Source organism: Chitinivorax sp. PXF-14, assembly GCF_040812015.1.
Classification (GTDB): Bacteria; Pseudomonadota; Gammaproteobacteria; order Burkholderiales; family SCOH01; genus JBFNXJ01.
The window spans coordinates 14323-30208 of sequence record NZ_JBFNXJ010000006.1; the positions used below are offsets into that span (position 1 = coordinate 14323).

The following is a 15886-nucleotide window of genomic DNA, read 5'->3' on the forward strand; positions in this document are numbered from 1 at the left end:
AAAACCCTGTTCGCAGCATGCCGCCATGCTGTGCCGCATCGCCGCATGTTTACCGCGTGACCAGCGCGGCGGCTGGCGCTGCCCGGGCAGGGGCTGCCAGCCCGGCTCAGCGGCGGTAGCGCAGCGCCAGGCCGCGCAGGAAATTGCGCATGAACTGGTCGCCGCAGGGCCGGTAATTCTTGTGCCCAGGCGCGCGGAACAGCGCGTTGAGCTCACCCTTGGTGATACGGAATTGGACGCTGTGCAGGATGGCGAGTACGTCGTCCTCCTTGAGCTCGAAGGCGATGCGCAGCTTCTTCAGGATGTGGTTGTTGCTGAGCTGGCTGGGTGCGGGCTGCAAGGCGCCATCGTCACGTGGCCCGCGCCGTTCGATGATCAGGCCGTCGAGAAAGTGATCGAGCAGGGCCGCGTCGCATTCGACATATCCGGCCTCGTCCTCCTTCTTCAGGTAGGTCACCACGGCCGCCCTGTCCGCCGCATGGCCGGCCAGCGCCAACAGTTCGACGACCCGGGTCTCGGGCAGGTCGAGCGCAAAGCGCACGCTGCGCAGTACATCGTTGTAGTTCATGCTCGCTCTTCCTTGTTCTCAGGCCGTGGTGGCGGCGCGCTCGCGTACCGTCACCATGATAGGCTGGGCGTAGGTTTCGCCCGGCTGCTTCTTGCGCGTGACCAGCGTCAGTTCCGACGGCTCGAACACGTTGACGTTGTGGGTGGTTGGGCTGGTGATCAGGTATTGTGCCTGCGTCGCCTTGAGGAAGCTCGCCACCTTGTCGATGTTGAAGATGTCGAGGTGGGCGAACGGCTCGTCGATGAACACGAAGCCGCCGGGGCGGTTGTCGTCCATCATCAGGCCGATCAGCAGGATCAGCGATTTCATCACCTGCTGGCCACCCGAGGCTTCGCCGTCGTTGAGGCCCATCATGCCCTTGCGGTCGAAGTTGAACTGCACCGTGAGCCCGGCCTGCGCCAGCACCACGTCGTCGTTTTCGAGATGCGGGGTGTCGCAGTGGACCTCGATACCGGCCAGCTCGCCGAGCGAGCGGATGTTCTTGCCGTAGCGGCGGATCGTGTTGCGCAGCACGTTGATGTAGGCGCCGCGCGCATCGTCGGCGAGCTGGGCGGCGCGGTCGAATTCGCGCTGGCGCGACGCGGTCTGGAATTCCATGGCGTGGAACTCGTCGCGCAGCTTGTCCTTGAGCATCAGCACGTTCGGGTCGATTTCCCAGTCCTCGGCGTCGAGGCGGTGGTCGAGCCGCTCCATCTCGCGCTTGACCATGCCGGTCGATTCCCATTTCTCGCGCAGGGTCTTCAGGCCCTTGCGGTCCCACCATTCGGCCGGCATCTGCTCGCGCTTGTGGCGGATCGCCTCGTAGCGCTGCACCTGCTCGCGCCGATGTACGCCGTCGGTCGCCTTCAGCCGGTCCACGTCGCCGCGCACCTGCTGGATGCGGAAGGACAGTTCTCCCTGGCGCGTGTCGAGCTTGCCCTTGAGTTCCTGCGCTTGCTCGAAGGTGTGGTTGGCGGCGATCAGCGCATCGCTCGCAGCGAGCGCCTTGTCCTTGTGTTGCGCCAGTGATTCGCCCGCCAGACGGAATTCGTCGGCGCGCGCGGCCAGCATATTGGCGGCATCGACGCCGGCCACCTTGGCCTGCAGCACGCCGATACGGTTGGCCAGCGGCTCCTGGCGGCGTTCGAGTCGTTCGATCTCGGCCTCGATGCGATCGACCTCGGCCTCCAGCGCGCTGCGGCGCGAGCGGCGCGCGGCTTCGCCGAAGTGGTATTCGTGCGCGGCCACGCCGATGTGGCGTCCGCCGCGGCGTTCGCGGTGGAAGCCTTCGCGCGTGATCCACTCGGTATCGGCGCCGCGCCGGGCGCCGGCCTCGGCATCGTCGACCAGTTGCACGCGGTTGAGCTGGCGCGTCAGCCAGTCCGGCGCGTCGGCATTGAACTGCACCACATCGAGCACCGAGCCGCGTTCGGCGCGCGGTGCGGGCTGGCGCTCGGCGACGACGAAGTGGCGGTATTGCAGCCGCTCGCCGATAGACCAGGCACGGGCGCGGTCCTCGGCGCGCTTCAGCAGCACGACGTGCTTGTACGGCGCCAGCAGCGCCTCGACGGCGCCTTGCCAGCTCGGGTCGGTCACCTCGACGACATCGGACAGCATCTCGTGACGGATGCCGGCCTCGTCGAGCGCCGCGCGGAAGCGCTCGACGAAGGGCATCACCTGCGTCTTGCCGCCGCGCAGGGTCTGCGCCAGCGCCGTTGCTTCTTCCTTCTCGCGCTTGAGGCGCTTGATGTCGGCTTGCAATGCGCCGAGCTCGGTGCGTTTCAGGCCGAGTTCATCGATCTCTGCGGACAGGTCGCCGCCTTGGGCACGCGCCATTTCCTGCAACTTCTGCTGCTCGTTGAGCTTGCTCTCCAGCGCGCGAATGTCCTCGCGCAGCTTCATGAAATTGGCGTTGGTCTCGGACTGCGCCAGGCGGTGCTTGACCAGCGCCGGGCCGGCTTCGGTCAGCTGCTTGTCGATGTCGGCCAGCTTGTTCTGCAGGTCTTCGAGTACCAGCAGTTTCTCTCGCAGGTAGCGGCGGGCACCGAGGTTCTGCTTGCGTGCGCCGAGCATCGACTCGGTCAGCTCGTTGAGCGCCAGACGCGGCAGCACCTCGTTTTCGAGCTGTACGCGCTCCTGCTGCAACTGTTGCCACTCGATGTAGCGATTGGCGCGGCCGGTGAGTTTTTCCAGGCGGGCGCCGAGCTGTTCGAGATTGCGCTCCATCTCCTGCAGCTCGCGTTCGGCCTCGCGTTGTTCCTGCTTGGCCTGCTGGTAGTTGTCGAGCACTTCCTTCTCGCCGAACACGTGGAACACCAGATCCAGCAAGGCACGCGGGCTGTATTCGCAGAGCTTGTCGGTGTCGCCCTGTTCGAGTGCCAGCACCTCGGCAATCGCCGGTGTCAGCCCAGCGGATTCGAGGCGACGACGGTAGTCGTTGACGCCGATCCACTGGCCGCGCGCGTCGATCTCCTCGATGCTGACGTCGCCCTCGTGGATCGCATACTGGCGCATCCAGTCACCGCCCTGTTTCTTCACGCGGCAGGCCAGCGTGATCTGGCCATCGAGGAAGGGGAAAAACGGGTAGCGGCCCGAGGCCGAACGCTCGTTGTCCACCACACCGCGCAGCCAGGCGACCGGCTCTTTCGAGTTGCGCACATAGCGCTTGTAGTCGCGCTTGCCCGAGCACTTGAGCGCGAGCAGGGTGCGCAGACCGTCGAGCAGCGTGGTCTTGCCCGAGCCGTTGGGGCCGATGATGGTGACGATCTGGGCATCGAGCGGCAGCGAGAAGCGCTGCCAGAAATCCCAGTGCATGACTTCGAGTTTCTGGATATGGAACATGACTCGGTACTTGGTGTGGGCCGGGCAGCCGCCCGGCGCGGAATTCGATCGATATTGCCGCGTTGCGGCTTACAGCAGTGTTGCCTGTCCTGCCGGCCGCTCGCGCATCTGCTTCAGCACATCGCCCAGTGCGCCTTCGATGATGCGTGGTGCGAGGCGCGAGTAGTCGATCAGCAGATCGAGCATCGGGCCTTCGTAGATCACCTTGTTGCGGCGGTTGATGAAGCCGAGCTTGGACAGCATGCCGAGATTGGTGTTGAAGCGCATGCGGCCGCCGAGCTGTTCGCCGAAGTCAGCGTACAGCGCCGATTCCGGGATGCCTGCCGACACGTCGTCGCCAACCGGCATCGGCTTGGCTTCGGCGAACATATCGTTCTGCGCGGCCTGCTCCTTCTCGCGGCGGGCAATCTGGCGCTCGCGCTTGGGCAGGATGATCAGCGCCCACACGACCACCAGCAGCGCGATGCCGTCGCGCGGCAGGCCGATGTTGTTGGACAGCCAGGCGTCGCTGGCGCCGAACACGGCTTCTTCGACTGCCGGCTTGACGCCGACGGCGACGTATTCGGAGTAGGGGTTCTCGAGCAGCGTCAGGCCGCAGCCGGCGAGCCGGTCGTCCAGCGCCTGGCGGAAGCCTTCGTCGGTCAGCGCGCGCCGCGCGAGCTTGTCGTTGCGGTCGAGATAGCGGTGCGCCAGCAGGCGCGAAATCAGGGTTTGCAGTTCGATGTCCATGGTCTTGTCTGGAGGTGGACGGGGTTCAGCGCGGCTCGACGTCGCCGACGCTGAGCGCGGCCACGCCGTTGCGGCAGACTTGGGCCAGCTCGCCGGCAATGTTGAGCTTGAGCGGCAGGCGCGCGATGTCGGCGACGGGGCCGCTCAGCGCCTGGCTCTCGGGGTCGTTGAGCAGGGCGAGCAGCGACATGCGGTAGGCGGTCAGCGCGTAATTGTCGCCGAGTACCACGTCGGCCAGCGGGGTCGATGCAGCAATGTCGCCGAGCCCGTCGCGGAACGATTCGGCGAAGATCAGGCGCTCGGCCTCGACACGGCCCGTGGTCGGGGCCTCCTGCGCGGCGGGGATGACCGCCTCGCGGTGCTTCTCGCGCTCGCGTTCGAGCAGCTCGTATTCGGCCACGTCGAGCATCTCGGATTCGGTAACGAAGATCGGCTCGGGGTGGGCATGCACGACGCCGGCCGTCAGCGGCGAGAGCCGGTCGACCGGTTGCTTGCGCAACCAGGCCGCGATGTCGGTCGAGGTCAGGCCCGATTCGCCCAGGTGCACGCGCTGCGACTGGATGCTGTTCAGCGTGCGCTGGAACACCGCAGTCATGCGCAGCATGCGGCTCTGCGCCTGGCCGATGGCCTGGGCGACGCGATGGGTGGCGCCGTCGAGCTCTTCGTCGGCGGTGATCGCGCGGATGATCTCGGTGCCTTTCTCGACCCAGCGCCAGACCGAACCGAGTTTCTTCTGCGCCGCGCGAATCACGAATTCCGAGGCCGACAGCACGGCCTGCTCGAACTCGCTCTGCAGCTCGTTGAGACGCCCCAACAGGTGCTGCAGCGTTTCCACCGACACCTTGCCGACGGCCTGGCCCGCCGCGACCTGCGAGGTGATGAAGCCGAGCTCGGCATCCTCGTCCTCGCTGAAGCCGAGCAGCGTCGAGATTGCCGCTAGTGCGATGCGCCCGGCCGAGCTGATCTGGTATACCGCCTCGTCGTTGTCCCACACCAGGAGCTCGTTCTCGCGCAGGCGGTGCAGCACGGTGTTGAGCTTGGTCGGATCGACATAGGCAAAGGTGGCGCGCAGCTCCTGCGGGCTCCAGCGCGGCGCGTCGGCACGTGCGCCGATCTCGCGCAGGATCATGAGCCGCACCAGCACCTCGTCGTCACCGCCACGGAACAGCGTGATGAAGGCGTTCAGCGCCTCGCGTGCGCGCAGCAGCGGGAAGAGGGTGGGCAGGTCGGCGAGTTCGACGCCGGGTTTGAAGAATTCGGCGAGCAGGTTGTCTTGCATGGCGGCGATTGTAACATTGCGTGCTGAGTGAAATGCTCAGCTCAGCGATTGGCGCAGGCGTGTGATCCAGGGCTCGAAACCGAGGCTGCGATAAAGACCGATCGCCGCTTCGTTGAACGAAAATGCCGACAGCTCCACTGCCTGCGCACCAGCGGCTCTGGCCTGGGCCAGCGCCTGTTCGGTGAGCTTGCGCCCGATACCTTGCTCGCGATGCGCTCGCGTCACCGTAACGGTATGGATCGAAAACAGCGGATGAGGACGCAGGAATGGTGAACTGGATTCGCCCATCGTGCCGTGCAGCATGGCGACCACCGTGCCGTTCAAGCAGCCAAGCAGAAAAATGCTGCCAGGTTTATCCGTCCGTTCGAGCAGAGCCGCTTCGTTGGCTGGGCCGACATCGAGTTCGCTGAGGTGTGGGACGGCGGCCTCGTGATGGCTGTGCAGCTCCCGGTAGAGCGCCAGTACCGCATCAGCGTCCTGGCGCTCGAACGGGCGGATCGCCAGTTCAGGCATCGGCGGAGTCTACGCCATCGATCATCGGCGTATCGTCGAGCTCCGCACGGCGTGCGGCTTCCAGCGATTGCTGGGCGGCAGCGGCCTCGCGCTTCTTCAGTTCGCGCAGGTTGGTGAGGTATTCCATGATGCTCTGGCACAGCATCTGGCAGCCGTCACCGGTCAGGCCCGAGATCGTGAAGTAGCGCGGCGCGTAGGGGTCGAAGTCGGCCAGCGGGTTGCCTTCCTGCCAGCCATAGCGCTGGAGGAAATCCTCGATCCTGGCCAGACGCTCGTCGTCCTCGACCATGTCGAGCTTGTTCAACACCAGCCAGCGCGGCTTGCGGTAGAGGTCTTCATCATACTTGCGCAGCTCCTCGACGATGGCCTGGGCTTCCTGTACCGGGTCCACGCTGTCATCGAACGGGGCTAGGTCGACCAGATGAAGCAACAGGCCGGTGCGCTGCAGGTGCTTGAGGAAGCGGTGGCCGAGGCCGGCACCTTCTGCCGCGCCTTCGATCAGGCCGGGAATGTCGGCGATCACGAAGCTGTGGTTGTGATCGACGCGTACCACGCCCAGGTTGGGGTGCAGCGTGGTGAACGGGTAGTCCGCTACCTTCGGGCGGGCGGCCGACACGGCGCGGATGAAGGTGGACTTGCCGGCATTGGGCATGCCGAGCAGGCCCACATCGGCCAGCACCTTCAGTTCGAGCTTCAGCTCGCGGTGCTCGCCTTCCTCGCCGTGGGTGAACTGGCGCGGGGCGCGGTTGACCGAGGACTTGAAGTGCATGTTGCCGAGGCCGCCCTTGCCGCCATGGGCAAGGATGGCCGTCTGGCCATCGTGCGTCAGGTCGGCGACGACCTGGCCGGTGATCGCGTCGGTAATCAGCGTGCCGACCGGCATGCGCAGCGTGATATCGTCCGCGCCCTTGCCGTAGCACTGGGCGCCGCGGCCGTTTTCGCCGTTGCGTGCCAGGTATTTCTTGACGAAACGGTAGTCGACCAGGGTGTTGACGTTGATGTCCGCCACCGCGATCACGCTGCCGCCACGGCCGCCGTCGCCGCCGTCAGGGCCGCCCTTGGGGACGAATTTTTCGCGGCGCATGCTGGCGGAACCGTTGCCGCCCTTGCCGCCGAGTACTTCGATTTTTGCTTCGTCGATGAATTTCATGGCGTCCTCCGCCGCTAAAGTCCGCTCGACAACACACCCTGGGGTGCGCTCTGGAGCGAACTCTGGTCGATTCGGCCATCCGCACCGTGCGGCGGAGATGGCGGGTAAAGAAATGAAAAAGCCCTATCGATATGATAGGGCTTCTTACTGCTCGAGCCTGAGAACTTAAGCCAGTTCTTCAGCGTGCTCGAAGGGAACGACGTTGACCGTCTTGCGCTTCAGCGCGCCCCGGACCACGAATTCGACGGTGCCGTCGACCTTCGCGAACAGGGTGTGGTCCTTGCCGATGCCGACATTGTCACCCGGGTGGAACTGGGTGCCACGCTGACGGATGATGATCGAACCAGCGGGGATCAACTCGCCGCCGTATACCTTGGTGCCCAGACGTTTGGAATGGGAGTCGCGGCCGTTACGGGAACTACCGCCTGCTTTTTTGTGTGCCATGTTTCACGCTCCTCGCTTACTTCTCGATTGCGTCGATGCGCAATTCGGTGAAGTTCTGACGATGACCTTGACGCTTCTGGTAGTGCTTACGGCGACGCATCTTGAAGATGCGGACTTTTTCGCCACGGCCGTGGGAAACCACGGTTGCCTTGACGGTCGCGCCGGCCACCACGGGGGTGCCCAGAACAATGTCTTCACCATCGGCTACCATCAGTACTTGATCCAGTACGATTTGGGAGTCGATGTCTGCCGGTATCTGTTCTACTTTGAGTTTTTCGCCGATGGCAACCTTATACTGTTTGCCGCCGGTTTTTATGACCGCGTACATGCTGTTTGCTCCGAGATTAAATGCAAAGATCACTCCACCCGAAGGCGAAGAATCGCGCATTATATTTAAGTGTTTGAAGCAGGTCAAATTTTCCGGGCATCACGGATTTCTGATATGATGCGTCCCGCTCTCTAGGCGCCCGGTTCGCGCCTATCCTGAACGAAATTCTTAAGGCCTGCTCGTGTCGATAGAAAAAGTCCGCACCCTCATCGCCGACGATATGCGTGCCGTTGACGACTCCATTCGTCGCAACCTGCATTCCGATGTGGTGCTGGTACGCCAGATTGCCGAATACATTATCAATAGCGGCGGCAAGCGCCTGCGGCCGTCGCTCGTGCTGCTGTCAGCCGGTGCGTTCGCCTATCCGGGGCCGCATCATTTCGACCTGGCGGCGGTGGTGGAATTCATCCATACCGCGACGCTGCTGCACGACGACGTGGTCGACGAATCCGACCTGCGCCGCGGTCGTGAGACGGCCAACAACCTGTTCGGCAACGCAGCCAGCGTGCTCGTCGGCGATTTCCTCTACTCGCGCGCTTTCCAGATGATGGTCAAGATCGGTTCGATGCGCGTGCAGGAAGTGCTTGCCGATGCCACCAACGTCATCGCCGAGGGCGAGGTACTGCAGCTGCTCAACGTGCATAATGCCGATGTCGACGAAGACGCCTATATGCAGGTGATCCAGTTCAAGACGGCCAAGCTGTTCGAGGCGGCGACGCGGCTGGGTGGCATCGTCGGCGGAGCGACGGCCGAGCAGGAGCAGGCGATCGCCGAATATGGCATGCTGCTCGGGACGGCCTTCCAGATTGTCGACGACGTGCTCGACTATACCGGCGACGCCGAGGAGATCGGCAAGAATCTCGGCGACGATCTGGCCGAGGGCAAGCCCACGCTGCCGCTGATCTACACGATGAAGCACGGCACGGCGGAACAATCCGCGCTGGTGCGCCAAGCGATCGAGCAGGGCGGGCGCGATGAATTTGCCGTGATCCTCAAGGCGGTGCAAAGCTGCGGTGCGCTCGATTACGCGATGGAGCGCGCAAGACAGGTGGCGGCCCAGGCCGCGCAGCGGCTTTCTGTAATTGCCCCTTCACAACATAAGGATGCTCTGCTAGAATTATGCCTCTTCGCAATTGAGCGACGTTCTTGATAGATCGCCGAACATCTGCGAACAAGCAAATCGGAGTGTAGCTTAGCCTGGTAGAGCGCTACGTTCGGGACGTAGAGGCCGGAGGTTCGAATCCTCTCACTCCGACCAGGATTTTTCCAGTTAAATCAGTTGGTTATCGATATTGATTTGACTCGGCATGAATGACCATTCATCGCCAAATCTGTTTTGGGATGTCCCACGATTGTCCCAGCAGAAGTGAATGGTTACTCGTAGGTATTCGATATTCTTGTGAATAGCGATGTAAGGGCCGGTAAGGCCCTTTTTTCAATTTCTCTGCGCAGCTCTTCTTGTGGTTTCATAAAATCTGCTTCGATGGCTTTGGCTAGGCATTGAGCCGCACTCCTTTCGAAATCAGCTTTTTCAAAGCCGGTGTCGCGGGCATTTGACGCCAAAATCATGACGAATTGGCGAAGTGGGCTGAGCAGGTGGTGCATCTCCTCAGCGTCATGAATTTTTTGAAGTTCGCTTTCAAGTGCGGCCACTTCACGCTCGTCGCGTTGCTGCCCGTCGCTGGCTAGCGCACGCAGAACGTGCATTTGATAGCCCTTATCTTGTAGCCAGCCCCGGCGGCTGGCTTCTGCTGTGATGTCGGCGAACATGGTTGGTGTCGGATAGCGTGTGCCAGCCATCCAAGTTCGCCACGTCCGGCCATCGCGCGAACCGATTTCCAACTCTATTTCAAGTTGCTTGCTTGACAGCCGCGCGCCGCTTTTGATGTCTGTCGCCCACACTGGATACAGGGGCTGGCGGGCGGCCGTCTCTTGTGTAGATATTGCTGGCCGGCCTTTTGATCTCTTCATTTGTGGGTAGGGCAATAAAATGTGTGAGGCTTGATACTACCCGTAATATATGCGCTTTGATATAGGGCGTCATTAATGTCGATAATGTGCTTCATCGAATTGATGAGGTGCACAAAGTGAAAAAAATCATTTTTATCGAAGAGTTGGGGGAATTAATCGGCAAGTCTGCGACAACGATCCGGACGTGCGTCTCAAATCAAAAATATCAACATCTGATACCGCGGCCATTCAAAATGCCACACAGCCGCCGACTGTGTTGGTACGAGGAGGATGTGCTTGCGTGGATTGGCAAAGGGCAGGTGATAGCCGCCACCCCGCGGCCGCGGCGGGGCAGGCCGACAAAAGCTGCGAGCCGGGGGGTGGCAAAATGAGGCAGCGGACAATCGTGGACAGCGAGTTTTGGTGCAGCAATCAACTGATAAATTTAACAACAGAAGATCGAATGGTTCTCATTTATCTACTCACAAGCACATTTAGTAACATCATCGGAGTGTATGAGCTAGTACCGAGGGTTGCCGCGGCACAGATCGGCTGGACGGAAGAACAATTGGCGCAGGTCTTGCGTCGGCTGATCAAGTGTGGGCTGATTGACTGGGACGAGCAGAGTGGATTCGTCTGGGTCAAAATATGGTGGAAGCATAACGTCGTTCGTCAAATCTCAGGGCCAAAATTGCGAGCTCGAGCGCTCGAGCAAATCGAAGCGATGCCGCTGCGCTGGAGGCAGGATTTTCTGTCCGATCTGCAACAGAAGGGGGTGAATATGATATCGCGACCGGCGGATACGGTATCGATATCCTATCCGCCTGGCGCTGCACATAACAGTAGTAGTAGTGGTATCAATAAAAGTAGTAGTAACAGTAGCAGCTGTCTGCGTTGGCCCGGCTGGCTCAGCAAGAGCGATAGAGTGTTGATCGAGCAAGAGCTGAAGAAGAGTCAAATTGAGCAAGATGATGCGCAAAAAGGATTGAATCTATTGCGACAAAGCGATGCCAAATCGCCTCTCTCTTGCGTGATGAATTGGATACAAGAGCAACAGCAAAAGGCGTCTGAGCATCAAAAACGCGGAGAAAAATATTTCTCCAATCTTCACGCCGAACAAGAACAAGCGAGCGAGTAAGCAAGGCGAGGGGCGCCTGCCCCTCGCCCTCCCCGGCGCCGCGCGGGCGGCGGGCCGCTCCTCTCGTCAAGTATGAGTCGTCATCCGGCGACAACTATTTTCTGCAATTTTTGAGCTGCGCCGCTCAAAAATTGCTATTCAGTTTTGCAAAAAAAGTGTGCATTCGAACTGCGCATCACACCCAGATAAAGCCACAAAACAATATATTTTCTCCATATCAAGCATTTGATTTTATTGATATAAATAATAATTAAAAGCCATATACATTCACCAATCATGATATAATTGGGGCTAATTCAGTGGCCGGGGAAGGCAATGAACCAGCAAGATATTGACATTTTCGAAAATTGGGAATTCGAGCTCGATATGATCGGCGTACTCGATCCTGATGCAATTCTCAAACACTGCTTGAACGCGCCGCTCGTCGTTCGGCGGGTCAATCCGGCTCTTTTGCGGGAGGCCGAGTTGTACGCGCAAGCAGCCAGCCTCGCGAAAATGAAACGCATTTAAAAACAATCAATTAAAAAGAAATTTCGGATATGAAAACGAATTATTCCGCTCTTGTTGTTTCCGTGATGACTGCTGCCGTGCTGTCTGCTTGTGGCGGCGGTGGTGGTGGCAGCTCGAGTTCGACGGGTACGACTACGCCGACGAATCCGACCACACCCACTACGCCGACAACCCCGACTACGCCCACAACTCCAACCGCGCCGACGACTGCAACGGTGGTGCCATTTGTGACCTCCGTGCCGACCCCGACCTACACTGCCGAGGCGCTGAGTGCATTCAATGCCATCAATGCTGCGCGCAAGGCGGCTGGCGTGGGCCTGCTGGCGCAAAATGCGCTGCTTGACAAGGCTGCGTGGAATCACAGCAACTACATGATGCTGAATGACTTGAACGGCAACTATGCAAAGACGCCGGGTTATGGTTTGAGCATTCCTGACCCCGCTTACCCTGAAATGGGGGCACACTATGAAGACCCGACCTGGCCAGGTTACACCGGCCATGCGCCTTGGGAACGTCATGCCTACGCGGGGTATACCGGCCCGCTGGTAAGCGCTGCCGGCGAGATTTTGAATGGTCTGCCGTGGGAAACCACGAATGGTGTGGACACCGGGACGATGTGTGTCAACAACTTGTTGAACACCTGGTATCACCGGGTTTCGTTGTTGTCTCAGCAAATGGATGTCGGTATTGCGTTGATTCCTTATGATTCCACGCTTCAGATTCTCGGCACGAATCAGACCACGACACTCAAGGTGGCAACCTGTGCCGTCGAGTTCGGCGCGCTGGACAAGGTGCAGGCTTTACCGGCTGGCGCGCTGGTGGTCTACCCGGTTGACGGTGCAACGGGCGCTGCAACGGGTTTCTATGGTGAAATGCCGAACCCGGTCCCCGATTTGACGGTGAATGGTGCCGCGGCCGGCAGCCCGATTACCGTGATGGCGGGTGGCAAACTGCTCACCGTAGATCAGTTCACGCTCACTGCGGGCGCTAACAGCCCCGTTGCCGTTCGCATCCTCGTGGAGCCGAAGTCGGTGATTGGTAGTACAACGGCGGTGGTGTCGGATCCAAATCAAGGGTTTGTCGGTAGCGAATATGTAGCGGCGGCCTTCCCGTTGACGGCCCTCTCTGCTGGCACCACCTATACAGCAACCTTCAAGGGCAAGATCGACGGTACGGTGATTAGCAAAACCTGGTCGTTCACGACCAAATAACCAAGCCAAAGAAAAGCCCTGGTTCGCCAGGGCTTTTTGCGTTTCTGAGGTGGGCTTATGTGCCACCGGCACATTCAATTCCTTGTTGACAAAGATAGATATTGGATTGCGGGTCAATTTGCTCCCACCACCCACTCACCCCCTGCGAAGCACCATTTGGTTGGCCATAAGGAACCTTATATGGGTACGGCAGACTCCATCCCGCCAGACCTGGGGCAATGCAGTTACCAGGCGGCATAACAGTATCGCTACCACCACAACTTCCAGCGCGGGGAATGGCGCTCCCACCAAATACCCCCAAATCATTCACGGCGGCATAGATCAATCTACTACCAACGCTACCACCAGGACTCGCCGGCGCAGATGTGCTGGTCACAAAGTATTCCGTGTATGTGCACGTGGCGTTCTTACCAGATGTGCAAGTTGTCTTCCCGACTCGATATAGATGCACCTGTGCCACACAACCATTATTCGTCGTAGTCCAAGCCCCCCACGATGCCGCCGGGCAGGTGTAGTCACGTTGCTGGGTGATTGAACCGGTATAACCCGCCGAACAAGCGACGGACTGTGTCTCACTACGTTGGGTACAAATCGGCGCGCAGGTAGTACTGGTGGTATACCAGCTGCTCCACGATGCCGCCGGGCAGGTGTAGTTCCGTTGCTGCGTGATCGAACCCGTGTAGCCTGCTGCGCAGCTGACGGTCTGCGTTTCGCTGGTCGCCGTGCACGCAGGCGGAGTGTAAGGGGTGCAAGAATTAGCAACGTTATACCACGCCCCCCAAGATGCGGTAGCACAAGAATAGTCCTGTCTCTGCACGACATTTCCGGTATAACCAACTGGACAACTAACTATTTGGGTGGTATAGGCACCAACACACAATGTATTGGTTGCAGGAGACCCCCAGCCATTAGCGTTATAAGCCCTTACTGTAAAAGCATAGGTTGCTGGTCCAGGGAGGCTAACATTGCCACTGGCGGCGCCGGCCGCTGGCTTTGTTGGGGCGGTTGACGCCGACCAGTCATAGTTCGTCGGACTTCCGGAACACGTTGCTGTCACAGCGTACGGGGACCCGCCATTTCCAAGGATAGACGAAAAGGAGATCGTGCAAACCGGCGTGCTTGCCACCACGTTGACCGTCACCGGCGCGGACGACAAGCCCGCGCCGTTGGCGTTGGTGCCGGTGACCGTGTAGGTGTAGGTGCCTGCCGCCGCCGGCGTGATGTTGCTGGAAGCGCCCGACGGCGTGGTGCCATTGGTCGCCGTCCAGGCATAGCTGCTGGCCGCCGGCGAGCAGGAGGCACTGACGGTGAGCGGGGTTCCAACCGAGCCGTTGGCCGGTGCTGACGCAGTACATGCCGGCGCCAAATGGTTGTTGGCGGAAAACGAAGTCGAATCGGGGTACATGCCGGCTTGCGCCGCCGCCGGCACGAGGGCGGCGGCGCACGCGAGGATCAATGCTTTTTTCATCTGCGAATCCTCTTTTGATTAGCGCGGACGAAGTGCCGGCCGCGCTGCAGCTGGCCGCGCATCTGACTCTTCGACAGTACTTTGCACGCCATTTATGAGGCCGCGCAAAAGTGCGAGGATCGTGTCGGCCAGATCTCGCGTGAGATCTGTTGCGGCTTGAATGACGTTTGTATTTTCGAAGTGTTTTTGCGCGTCTTCGTTGCTCGCGAGAGCAAGACGCGCGAGCTCGCGCAGCTCGTCGCGCGGCAAAATATCTGCACTTTCGAAGTGCTTTTTCACGCTTTGCAGCGACTCGAGCAGTTGAGTCAGCTCATCGAAGATCGGCTGCTGGCATTGCGACTGCCAGCTCAATCTTTGACTTAACTCTTCGACGTTCATCAAATCAGACAACAGCCCATCGCGACCCGGCGCACTTGCGCCATTCCGAGGCGGGCGAGAGCCAGCACGGCGGGTGCTGATAAGCGCGCGCGCAGCACGGCAGTGCGAGCGAGTCAGTTCGATCGCGCTACGCGCCACATCGTTTTTCATCATCGCGTCGGCTGGCATCACACGCTCAGCCGCGGCTGAATACGAAATTTGCTCGCGCTGGCTGATCTCGCGCGCTTTTTTTCGATATTCGTCAAGCGAAGGCAAACATCGAAGTTGTTTATATGCATCGCGCGCTTTGCTTAGCTGTTGATGCAGCTCTTTCTCATCGCCGCGCGCGCTGCTGAACTCGCGCAGAACGGCTAGATCAATGCCCGACTGCGCAACGATCTGTTGCGCAATCGGGTCGGCGTCGAGCCAGCCGTTCTCAAACGCTTCGTTCGCGAACATGTTGCCGAAATTTCGTTTTGGCACCGCGCCGGCGGCCGGTGCGGCGGGCCTGTTGGCCAAACGCGCGGCGGCGCCGGCGGTGTAAAGATGAAAATGAGCTAATTCATCGTCGCCGATTTCAAGACAACGATCCGCTTTTCGCGCGTAAATCGCCGCCACTTTTCCAATTTCATCGACCAGATTTTGATCAATGCCATTCTGATTGGCATCAATGCCAAACGTTGCTTCAAACATATCAATTTACCCCATTTTAATAGCTACTAGTTGGCATTGGTGCCAACACAAAAATATTAAATGTGACGCGTCACAATGCGCACATTCTAATATTTTAATAGGCTATACCGATCCGGCGACAAAGAAAAGCTATTTTTATTAATTAATTCAGTGTGTTAATTTTTGTGGAAGGAGATATTGATCAAAGAATGGCAAATTTCTCTTTCCTACCGCCCGCCTTTTAAAACTGAAAAACGTCAAGCTGAAAAATCAATCAAGTCATTGTTTTAGCTTGATAGTTTTAGCTAAAATCGGAGCAGACTGCACGTTAAAAATCAAAACAGAATTAAATTTGACATTTTCAATTTTTAAGCATAATAAGTTTGACTATTGTCTGCCGTCATGATTAATTAAACGAATGACGAATGTAAAAGCAAGCCAGCCTACCCACGTATATACGCTCCGCGCATATACGTGGGGCCGGCAAAGATGGCAAGCCCCCTTTGATCCCCCAAAAATCGCCGCCACGGCGGCCGGGTGGCAGGAAAAGGAAATGATCGAAGAACGCACGAAACAGCTGATAATCCGCGTCTCATATACCGAGCGCGAGAAATGGCGAGCGCTCGCCGAGTCGGAACAGCTCACGCTTTCTGACCTCATTCGCCGCCGGCTATCGAGCGAAATCGCCGGCAGCCCGCCGCGCCGTCGGTCGGGGGGCAGTAGATGCCGATTTGATTCGTGAGCTCGCG

The 15886-nt window shown here is 59.5% G+C and carries 15 protein-coding genes and 1 tRNA gene; 6 read left to right on the top strand and 10 right to left on the bottom strand.

The genetic code is table 11. From position 1 onward, the window contains the following. Positions 1–106: 106 nt before the first annotated feature. From ABWL39_RS09040 to rplU, 8 genes are all read right to left on the bottom strand, one after another. A complete protein-coding gene (locus ABWL39_RS09040; RefSeq protein WP_367789367.1) occupies positions 107–568 on the bottom strand; it encodes a DUF1456 family protein in 462 nt (153 codons plus the stop codon). Between the two features lie 18 nt (positions 569–586). Further along, positions 587–3388: an ATP-binding protein gene (locus tag ABWL39_RS09045; protein WP_367789370.1), complete on the bottom strand. Its 2802-nt coding sequence runs from the start codon at positions 3386–3388 to the stop codon at positions 587–589. Positions 3389–3457: 69 nt separating this feature from the next. Beyond that, on the bottom strand, positions 3458–4117 hold the full coding sequence (locus tag ABWL39_RS09050; protein ID WP_367789373.1) for a hypothetical protein: 660 nt from the start codon (positions 4115–4117) through the stop codon (positions 3458–3460). A 25-nt stretch (positions 4118–4142) separates the two neighbouring features. Further along, complete coding sequence (locus ABWL39_RS09055; protein WP_367789376.1) at positions 4143–5396, bottom strand: hypothetical protein; 1254 nt, start codon at positions 5394–5396, stop codon at positions 4143–4145. A gap of 36 nt (positions 5397–5432) precedes the next feature. Next, positions 5433–5909, bottom strand: a complete 477-nt coding sequence (locus tag ABWL39_RS09060; protein WP_367789380.1) for an N-acetyltransferase family protein — start codon at positions 5907–5909, stop codon at positions 5433–5435. Then, positions 5902–7059 (bottom strand): GTPase ObgE, encoded by a 1158-nt coding sequence (gene obgE / locus ABWL39_RS09065; RefSeq protein ID WP_367789383.1) that lies wholly within the window; start codon positions 7057–7059, stop codon positions 5902–5904. Before obgE ends, ABWL39_RS09060 begins: the two co-directional genes overlap by 8 nt. 165 nt (positions 7060–7224) lie before the next feature. Next, a complete protein-coding gene (gene rpmA / locus ABWL39_RS09070; protein WP_367789386.1) occupies positions 7225–7503 on the bottom strand; it encodes a 50S ribosomal protein L27 in 279 nt (92 codons plus the stop codon). 16 nt (positions 7504–7519) lie between these two features. Next, on the bottom strand, positions 7520–7831 hold the full coding sequence (rplU, locus tag ABWL39_RS09075; protein WP_367789389.1) for a 50S ribosomal protein L21: 312 nt from the start codon (positions 7829–7831) through the stop codon (positions 7520–7522). 181 nt (positions 7832–8012) lie between these two features. Between rplU and ispB the strand changes: the two genes are divergently transcribed. Beyond that, positions 8013–8981, top strand: coding sequence for an octaprenyl diphosphate synthase (gene ispB / locus ABWL39_RS09080; RefSeq protein ID WP_367789392.1), 969 nt, complete (start codon positions 8013–8015; stop codon positions 8979–8981). A gap of 31 nt (positions 8982–9012) precedes the next feature. Continuing rightward, a tRNA-Pro gene (locus tag ABWL39_RS09085) sits at positions 9013–9089 on the top strand. Between the two features lie 116 nt (positions 9090–9205). Here ABWL39_RS09085 and ABWL39_RS09090 read toward each other — a convergent pair. After that, positions 9206–9601: a hypothetical protein gene (locus ABWL39_RS09090; RefSeq protein WP_367789395.1), complete on the bottom strand. Its 396-nt coding sequence runs from the start codon at positions 9599–9601 to the stop codon at positions 9206–9208. A gap of 385 nt (positions 9602–9986) precedes the next feature. On the opposite strand from ABWL39_RS09090, the gene ABWL39_RS09095 reads away from it, so the two are divergent. The 3 genes from ABWL39_RS09095 (at position 9987) to ABWL39_RS09105 (ending at position 12640) form a co-directional block, all read left to right on the top strand. Then, positions 9987–10919 carry a hypothetical protein gene (locus ABWL39_RS09095; protein WP_367789398.1) on the top strand — a complete coding sequence of 311 codons (933 nt, stop codon included), beginning with the start codon at positions 9987–9989 and terminating at the stop codon, positions 10917–10919. A 315-nt stretch (positions 10920–11234) separates the two neighbouring features. Next, positions 11235–11429 carry a hypothetical protein gene (locus tag ABWL39_RS09100; RefSeq protein ID WP_367789401.1) on the top strand — a complete coding sequence of 65 codons (195 nt, stop codon included), beginning with the start codon at positions 11235–11237 and terminating at the stop codon, positions 11427–11429. Between the two features lie 29 nt (positions 11430–11458). Continuing rightward, on the top strand, positions 11459–12640 hold the full coding sequence (locus tag ABWL39_RS09105) for a CAP domain-containing protein (RefSeq protein ID WP_367789404.1): 1182 nt from the start codon (positions 11459–11461) through the stop codon (positions 12638–12640). Between the two features lie 1486 nt (positions 12641–14126). Here ABWL39_RS09105 and ABWL39_RS09110 read toward each other — a convergent pair. Beyond that, positions 14127–15158, bottom strand: a complete 1032-nt coding sequence (locus ABWL39_RS09110) for a hypothetical protein (protein ID WP_367789407.1) — start codon at positions 15156–15158, stop codon at positions 14127–14129. Positions 15159–15690: 532 nt separating this feature from the next. Between ABWL39_RS09110 and ABWL39_RS09115 the strand changes: the two genes are divergently transcribed. Continuing rightward, positions 15691–15879, top strand: coding sequence for a hypothetical protein (locus ABWL39_RS09115; RefSeq protein WP_367789409.1), 189 nt, complete (start codon positions 15691–15693; stop codon positions 15877–15879). Positions 15880–15886 lie beyond the last annotated feature (7 nt).

What these genes read in the sequence shown, in the direction of transcription:
- ABWL39_RS09090 (WP_367789395.1), bottom strand. Translation starts at nt 9,601, where the DNA reads ATGTTCGCCGACATCACAGCAGAAGCCAGCCGCCGGGGCTGGCTACAA.
- ABWL39_RS09045 (WP_367789370.1), bottom strand. Translation starts at nt 3,388, where the DNA reads ATGTTCCATATCCAGAAACTCGAAGTCATGCACTGGGATTTCTGGCAG.
- rplU (WP_367789389.1), bottom strand. Translation starts at nt 7,831, where the DNA reads ATGTACGCGGTCATAAAAACCGGCGGCAAACAGTATAAGGTTGCCATC.
- ABWL39_RS09055 (WP_367789376.1), bottom strand. Translation starts at nt 5,396, where the DNA reads ATGCAAGACAACCTGCTCGCCGAATTCTTCAAACCCGGCGTCGAACTC.
- ABWL39_RS09050 (WP_367789373.1), bottom strand. Translation starts at nt 4,117, where the DNA reads ATGGACATCGAACTGCAAACCCTGATTTCGCGCCTGCTGGCGCACCGC.
- ABWL39_RS09060 (WP_367789380.1), bottom strand. Translation starts at nt 5,909, where the DNA reads ATGCCTGAACTGGCGATCCGCCCGTTCGAGCGCCAGGACGCTGATGCG.
- ABWL39_RS09100 (WP_367789401.1), top strand. Translation starts at nt 11,235, where the DNA reads ATGAACCAGCAAGATATTGACATTTTCGAAAATTGGGAATTCGAGCTC.
- ABWL39_RS09040 (WP_367789367.1), bottom strand. Translation starts at nt 568, where the DNA reads ATGAACTACAACGATGTACTGCGCAGCGTGCGCTTTGCGCTCGACCTG.
- ABWL39_RS09115 (WP_367789409.1), top strand. Translation starts at nt 15,691, where the DNA reads ATGATCGAAGAACGCACGAAACAGCTGATAATCCGCGTCTCATATACC.
- ABWL39_RS09110 (WP_367789407.1), bottom strand. Translation starts at nt 15,158, where the DNA reads ATGTTTGAAGCAACGTTTGGCATTGATGCCAATCAGAATGGCATTGAT.
- ABWL39_RS09105 (WP_367789404.1), top strand. Translation starts at nt 11,459, where the DNA reads ATGAAAACGAATTATTCCGCTCTTGTTGTTTCCGTGATGACTGCTGCC.
- rpmA (WP_367789386.1), bottom strand. Translation starts at nt 7,503, where the DNA reads ATGGCACACAAAAAAGCAGGCGGTAGTTCCCGTAACGGCCGCGACTCC.
- obgE (WP_367789383.1), bottom strand. Translation starts at nt 7,059, where the DNA reads ATGAAATTCATCGACGAAGCAAAAATCGAAGTACTCGGCGGCAAGGGC.